Origin of the sequence: Lichenibacterium minor (assembly GCF_004137685.1) — a bacterium.
Classification (GTDB): domain Bacteria; phylum Pseudomonadota; class Alphaproteobacteria; order Rhizobiales; family Beijerinckiaceae; genus Lichenihabitans; species Lichenihabitans minor.
On sequence record NZ_QYBB01000013.1, the window covers coordinates 125,520 to 132,183 of the forward strand.

Below are 6,664 nucleotides of genomic sequence, written 5' to 3' on the forward strand. Positions count from 1 at the left end.
CGCATGAAGCCCCACGTCACCGTCCACATGATCTCGTCCGTCGACGGCCGCATCAAGACGAGCCGCTGGAGCCCCTTCGAGGGCCGGGGCGAATACGAGAAGGTCCACGACCTGCTCGAGGGCGACGCCTGGATGTGCGGACGGGTGACCATGAGCGGGTATGCCCGGGGCGAGGCCCCCTACCCCGCCACGGACGAGCGGCTGCCCCGCACCGACCACATCGCCCGGCGCGACGCCGCCTCGCACGCGGTGGCGCTCGATGCGTCGGGCAGGCTCGCCTGGGGGCGGGACTCGATCGACGCCGACCACCTCGTCGTGGTGTTGAGCGAATCCGTGTCGGACGCCCACCTCGCCGGGCTGCGGCGCGACGGCGTGTCCTACATCTTCGGCGGCGAACGCGAGATCGACTTCGCCCGCGTGCTGGAAACGCTGAACCGCGAATTCGGCATCGCGCGCCTGCTCGTCGAGGGCGGGGGCCGCTTCAACGGTTCGCTGTTGAAGGCCGGCGTCGTCGACGAACTGTCGCTGCTGCTCGCCCCCGCGGTCGACGGCCTGGCGGGCGGCGGCGCCGTGTTCGACTACGACGGCGCCCCCGACGACGATGCCGCCAAGGGGCTCCGTTTCACGCTCGCGTCCTCCCAACCGCGCGAGGGCGGGGTGATGTGGCTGCGCTACAAGGTCGAGCGAGGCTGAGCCTCGCTCGCCGGGCAGTTCGACCCGTCATGTCGCCCGGTTATGACACCGCCGGGGGACGTGCCATAGATCGAGGCCCTCGGCCCGGCGCGGTGCCGACCTGCCGGATCCCCTATCTTCCATGGCGACTTTCGATCTCGTAGCCCTGCTGCTGTCGCTGGCGGCGGCGCTGAGCTGGATCAACTTCAAGCTGCTGCGCCTGCCCCACGAGATCGGGCTCGTCGTCACCGGGTTGGCGGTGTCGCTGCTCCTCGTGGCGGCGCGCCACCTTCTGCCCGGGTGGTGGAACGATGCGCCCGTCGCCGCCATGCTGAGCCACGTCGACTTCACCGACGTCGTCCTCAACGGCGTGCTGGCCTTCCTGATCTTCGCCGGCGCCCTCACACTCGACCTCCAGGCCCTGCGCCGCCGCGCCTTTACGGTGGCGACGCTGGCGGTGGTCGGCACCGCGGTGTCGACCGCCGTGGTGGGCGTCGCGTTCTGGGAAGCGGCGCGCCTCGTCGGCCACCCGATGTCCTTCGCCTGGGCGCTGGTGTTCGGCGCGCTGATCAGCCCCACCGACCCGGTCGCCGTGGTGTCGACGCTGAAGCACGTGGCGATCCCGTCCGTGATCGAAACCGAGATGCAGGGCGAGGCGCTGTTCAACGACGGCGTCGGCATCGTCATCTTCACGGTGCTGGTGGGCTACGCGTCGGGGCGCGGCGACCTCGGCCCGGGCGGCATCGCGCTCGACTTCCTGCGCGAAGCGGGGGGCGGCATCGCGCTCGGCCTCGTCTTCGGCTACGCGGCCTACCGGGCGATGCGGTCCCTGGATCACTACCAGACCGAGGTGCTCATCACTCTGGGCCTCGTCGCCGGGACCTATTCGGTCGCCCAGGCGCTCGGCGCCAGCGGGCCGCTGGCCGTCGTCGCGGCGGGGTTGCTGATCGGCGAGAAGGCGCCGCAGGACGCCATGAGCGACAGGACGTCGAGCTACGTCACCAAGCTGTGGACCTTGATCGAGGACGTGCTGAACTCGGTGCTGTTCCTGTTGATGGGGCTCGAGATGGCTGAGGTGAGCTTCGGGGCCAGCGCCGTCCTGCTGGCGCTGGCGGCGGTGCCCTGCGTGCTGCTGGGGCGCCTCGCCGCCGTGTCGCTGCCGATCCCGTTCCGCAGCGACATCCCGCGGGCGCTGCGCAACCTGCCGTTCCTCACCTGGGCGGGCGTCAGGGGGGCGATCTCGGTCGCGCTGGCCCTGGCGCTGCCGGAAGGCGGCCCGAAGTCCGCCATCCTGGCCGCCACCTACGCGGTGGTGATCTTCACCGTCGTGGTCCAGGGCTCCACCCTGAAGCCGCTGGCGCGCCGCACGCTGGAGCGGCCGAAGGGCGAGGCCGCGTGAGCCGTCAGCTCATCCAGTTGCCGCCGTCGATGTTGTAGCACTGGGCCACGACGTAGTCGGCGTCGGCGCTGGCCAGGAAGGTGGCGAGGCCGCCGATCTCCTCGGGCTTGGCCATGCGGCCGAAGGGCACCGAAGCGCCGACCGTGCGCTTCTTCTCGCCCGGCTGCAGGTTTTCGTAGCGGGCGAACAGGGAGTCCACGTGGTCCCAATGCTCGTTGTCGACGACGCCGGGCGCGATGGCGTTGACGTTGATGCGGTGCTTGATGAGGTCGAGCCCGGCGCTCTGCGTCAGGCTGATCACCGCCGCCTTGGACGAGCAGTAGACGCCCACCAGCGCTTCGCCGCGCCGGCCCGCCTGGGACGCGAAGTTGACGATCTTGCCGCCGCGCCCCTGGGCGATCATCTGCCTCGCCACCGCCTGCAGGGTGAAGAGCAAGCCCTCGACGTTCACCGCGAAGACCTTGCGGTAGCTTTCGCGGGTGATGTCGACGATGGGGGCGAGGTCGAAGATCCCGGCGTTGTTCACCAGGATGTCGATCCCGCCGTATTCCGCGACGACGCGCCCCACGAGGGCGTCGATCGAGTCCTGGTGGGTGACGTCGAGCTGCAGCCCCAGCGCGCGGTGGCCGAGGTGCTGCGCCACCTCGATCGCCCCGGCGTGATTGAGGTCGGCGACCACGACCCTGGCGCCTTCCGCGTGGTAGCGCTCCGCGACCGCGCGTCCGATGCCGCGCGCGGCGCCTGTGACGATGGCGACCTTGCCGTCGAGCTGCATGGGGATCTCCTCCTGGTGGCGATGGTTGCGGACGGCCGGCGGCCGTCCGCGGGGTTGGGCACGACGCCCCGGCGCTCGTCTACGAGGACGCCGAGCAGGCGGCGCTGTAGGGATCGAGGGCGACGCGGACCGACGCCACGGCGAGGTCGCGCGCGACGGGCCGCACCCGCCCGCCCCTGACGCCCTCCCACAGGCGCGGCAGATATTGGCTGACGAGCGTCGCCGGGATCTCGGCGTCGCCGAGCCGGGCCATCAGCGCGTCCACGGCGGCCTGCGCCCGGGGGTGGGGCCAGTAGTAGCGGATGCGGTCGCTGTAGGAGAAGTGGCGCTGCGCGGCGAGGGCCGCACCTTCGCCGTCGTAGTACCGGCGCCACCCGTCCGGCTCGGCCAGCATCAGCGCCTCCATGGCGACCCGCAGCGGTTCGGCACGGGCGTCGGGCCGGAGCACCTCCGCGACGTGGTCGAGCCCGTAGAGCGCTTCGCGCAGCGCGAAGGTGAGGCCGGGTCCGACCTTCAGGATGGCGAAGCCGTCGTCGACCAGCGCCTTCAGGGCGGCCGCGGGCTGGTAGTCGGTGGAATGCGCCTCGAAGACGAATTGCGGCATGCCGCGCAGCGCCGCCGCGAGTCCCCTCGCCGCGGCGGGATCGTAGGGGACGACGTCGGCGTGGCCGAACTCCACGCCCGGCTGCACCACGACGCCGATCGCCCGCCCGAAGGCGTCCCCGAGCCCGGCATCGGCGAAGGCGCGCCGGTGCACCTCCACGGTGGCGAGGGCGGCCTCGGGGCGGGTCACCTCCAGGTGGTCCAGCGCGTGGGTGGCGCCGCCCGGCACAGGCACCTCCGTGCCGATGACGTAGACGGGCGGCGGCAGGCCCGCGACCCGGGCGGCCCGCTCGGCCGCGCCGGCGAGGCGCGCCGCCCGCGCGGCCGTGAGGGCGTCGGGCAGCGCCGCGGGTTCGCCGCGGCACCCCATGGAGGTGTCGAGGTGGAGCTTCGAGAAGCCGGCGGCGGCGTAGGCGGCGATCATCGCCTCCGCCCTGTCCATGGCGTCGGCGGCCGGCAGGGCGCGCCACGGGTTGGGCCCGAGGTGGTCCCCCCCGAAGATCAGCTGCGCCGCGTCGAACCCGACCCGCGCCGCGATGCCCTCGACGAAGGCGCGGAACCCCTCGGGCGTCAGGCCCGTGTAGCCGCCGTCCTGGTTCACCTGGTTGCAGGTGGCCTCGATCAGCACGGGCGCGCCGTCGGCCAGCCCCTGCAGCAGCGCGGCCTCGATGGCCAGCGGGTGCGCGGTGCACACCGAGGTGATGCCCAAGCGGCGCCCCGCATGGCGCAGGCGGGCGATGTCGGCGATGCGGAAAGGTGTCACGGCGCGGCCCCCCGGTCGGCGACGATGAAGGCGTCGAGCTCGGCCAGGGTCGAGGCACCCTCCATCGGCCCGCGGCGCGTCACCGCGCGGGCGCCCGCCGCGGCGGCGTAGCGGAGCGCTTCGGCGGGCGGCAGGCCGCGCAGCCAGAACACCACGAACGCGGCGCCGAAGCAGTCCCCCGCCCCGGTCGGATCCACCTCCTCGACGGCGAAGGCCGGCTGTCGGACGATGCCGGACGCGTCGCGATGGTCGGCGCCCGCGGCGCCGCGCTTGACCACGACGGCCCGCACGCCCCGCGCCAGGATCTCGTCGACCGCGGCCTCCTCGTCGTCCGCTTCCGCGAACAGCAGCAACTCCGGGCCGCTCGGCAGGAACAGGTCGCAGCGGTCCAGGAGGCCCGCCAGCGCGGCGCGCATGCCGGGCGCGTCGAGCAGCTCGCGGCGGACGTTGGGGTCGAACGATACGGTGCCGCCCTTCGCCTTCACGGCCGCGACCGCGTCGTCGGTGGCCGACACGAGGGCCGGCGAGAACAGCGACGACCCCATGACGTGGAGGTGGTCGGCGCCGGCGATGAGGGCGCGGGCGGCGTCGTCCAGCGCGATGCCGGCGTTGGCGCTCTGCCGGATGTTGAACACGAAGTCGCGGTCCCCGTCGGGCCGGTAGCGCACGAAGGCGCTGCCGGTGGCGGCGACCGGATCGACGCCGATCGCCGACACGTCGACCCCGTCGGCCGCGAGGCGGTCGAGGTTGAGCCGGCCGAAATCGTCCGCGCCGACCCGCCCCACCATGCCGCAGGGCTGCCCCAGGCGCCCGACCTGGTCGATGAAGATGGCGGGCGCCCCGGACGGGAACGGGCCGACGAGCGCCAGCGGCTCGCGGAAGCCGAGGCCCGGCTCCGTCGCCATGACCTCGACGACGATCTCACCGATGGTGACGACCTTCTTCATCCGCATGCGCCGCATCGCCCTCCGTCCGGCCGCGAATAGCCGGACGCGCCGACAGCGTCAAACGCGGCGCGGCGGCACCGAATCGGCCGGCCGTGCGTTCCTCCAGGCGACCGAACACAGCGGAGAGCGTCCCATGTCCAGAGCCCTCGTCCCCCTCATTGCCGCGGCGGCCTTCGCGGTCGTGGCCGGCCCGGCCGGTGCCGCGACGGCGTTCAATTCACAGCGCGGCGCGCTGGAGCACAACAAGAACATCTGCGAGGCGACGGCCTACTTCCCGGCGGGCGGGTGCCTGTCCGCCTACATCGCCGGGGACGGACGCGACCTGTTCGACCAGGAGCCGGCCCCCTACCGGCCCGGCCATCGCCTGGCCTACCCGGACGGCTTCGTCCCGCCGCCCGCGCGGTGACGCCGCGACGGCGTCGCCACGGGCAGGCCCGGCTTCGGCCCGAGGGCTCCCGGAACGGCCGGGACCGGCTCAGCGTTGGCGTGCCACACCGGGCGGACACGAATCGCCGGTCCACCCCGTCCATCGAGGAGCCGTCATCGCCGTGATCATGATCCTGATCTGCTTCATCGCCCCCTGGCTCGCGATGTTCCTGCGCGGCCACATGGTGCAGGGCGTCCTCTGCATCATCCTGCACCTGACGGTGATCGGCTGGATCCCGGCCACGATCTGGGCCCTGGCGGTCTGCCGACGGGAAGGCGCGACCTGACGCGAAAAAGGCCGGAAACGAAACGTTTCCGGCCTTTGGACGATCGAGTGAGCGTCGGAAATGTTGGTGCGGCCAAGAGGACTCGAACCTCCACTGGTTTCCCAACTAGCACCTCAAGCTAGCGCGTCTACCGAACACGCCAGCATCGACCGACAGCCTCAGTCCGTCACCGGAAAATCGGCGGTCTGTGTTCGCGTTGTCAACGACTTAGCGTCTGGGACCACCTGCATCTCGGGAGGAAGCGAACGCCTCTCCTGCGGCCCTGGATAGGCTGGAACCGCGCCTGCGTCCAGGCCGGCGTGGGTCGGGATTTGAGGTCTGTGCTACCAGTTTGTGTCACCAGCTCGGGACCGCGCCAAGGCCCTTCATCCGGGCGACCTTGCCGAGCGCTGGGGCGAGTTGGAAGGCCTGCGGAAGCCCTGGTGGATGCGGCTGGTAATGTACTGTCGGGCCCTAGGGACCCGACGACCGGAGGACCCGAAGGCACGCCTATATTTGCAATAATACAATCAAAGATTGGACATTTAGGGTGAGCTGGGGGACCCGTTGGCCGGGGGAACCCAGAGTTTCCAGGGACCCGCACAAGCCGTCGAAGTCGAACAACAACGCGGCCTTTAGGCTCGGATTTCGAAACCGTTGGGGTGGGGGTCAAACGCCAGGGTCCCCCAGATGCCAGAGGGACCCAAAGGGACCCTACCCCGTCCGACTTCTACGCTTCGCCACGTCGGCCCGCCTGGGGTTCACCTTCGTCGGCCTCGGGACGGTCGCGGCGGGCCGCGCGGCCTACGTCTT

At 71.6% G+C, this 6,664-nt stretch carries 7 protein-coding genes; 4 read left to right on the forward strand and 3 right to left on the reverse strand.

All coding sequences use genetic code 11. The features are described from left to right. Positions 1-3 precede the first annotated feature (3 nt). Both D3273_RS13280 and D3273_RS13285 read left to right on the forward strand, forming a co-directional pair. Positions 4-693, forward strand: coding sequence for a dihydrofolate reductase family protein (locus D3273_RS13280; RefSeq protein ID WP_129227294.1), 690 nt, complete (start codon positions 4-6; stop codon positions 691-693). A gap of 121 nt (positions 694-814) precedes the next feature. Further along, entirely contained in the window at positions 815-2,071 is a 1,257-nt protein-coding gene (locus D3273_RS13285; RefSeq protein WP_129227296.1) for a cation:proton antiporter, read from the forward strand. 4 nt (positions 2,072-2,075) lie between these two features. Here the strand turns inward: D3273_RS13285 and D3273_RS13290 are convergent, their stop codons facing one another. The 3 genes from D3273_RS13290 to D3273_RS13300 all read right to left on the reverse strand — a co-directional run bounded on the left by D3273_RS13290 (position 2,076) and on the right by D3273_RS13300 (position 5,159). Further along, a complete protein-coding gene (locus D3273_RS13290; protein WP_129227298.1) occupies positions 2,076-2,846 on the reverse strand; it encodes an L-iditol 2-dehydrogenase in 771 nt (256 codons plus the stop codon). A 79-nt stretch (positions 2,847-2,925) separates the two neighbouring features. Further along, a complete protein-coding gene (locus D3273_RS13295; RefSeq protein WP_129227300.1) occupies positions 2,926-4,212 on the reverse strand; it encodes a D-tagatose-bisphosphate aldolase, class II, non-catalytic subunit in 1,287 nt (428 codons plus the stop codon). Continuing rightward, a complete protein-coding gene (locus D3273_RS13300; protein WP_129227321.1) occupies positions 4,209-5,159 on the reverse strand; it encodes a tagatose kinase in 951 nt (316 codons plus the stop codon). Before D3273_RS13300 ends, D3273_RS13295 begins: the two co-directional genes overlap by 4 nt. 133 nt (positions 5,160-5,292) lie before the next feature. On the opposite strand from D3273_RS13300, the gene D3273_RS13305 reads away from it, so the two are divergent. After that, positions 5,293-5,565 carry a hypothetical protein gene (locus D3273_RS13305; protein ID WP_129227302.1) on the forward strand — a complete coding sequence of 91 codons (273 nt, stop codon included), beginning with the start codon at positions 5,293-5,295 and terminating at the stop codon, positions 5,563-5,565. Positions 5,566-5,713: 148 nt separating this feature from the next. Further along, entirely contained in the window at positions 5,714-5,872 is a 159-nt protein-coding gene (locus D3273_RS13310; protein WP_245501152.1) for a YqaE/Pmp3 family membrane protein, read from the forward strand. Positions 5,873-6,664 lie beyond the last annotated feature (792 nt).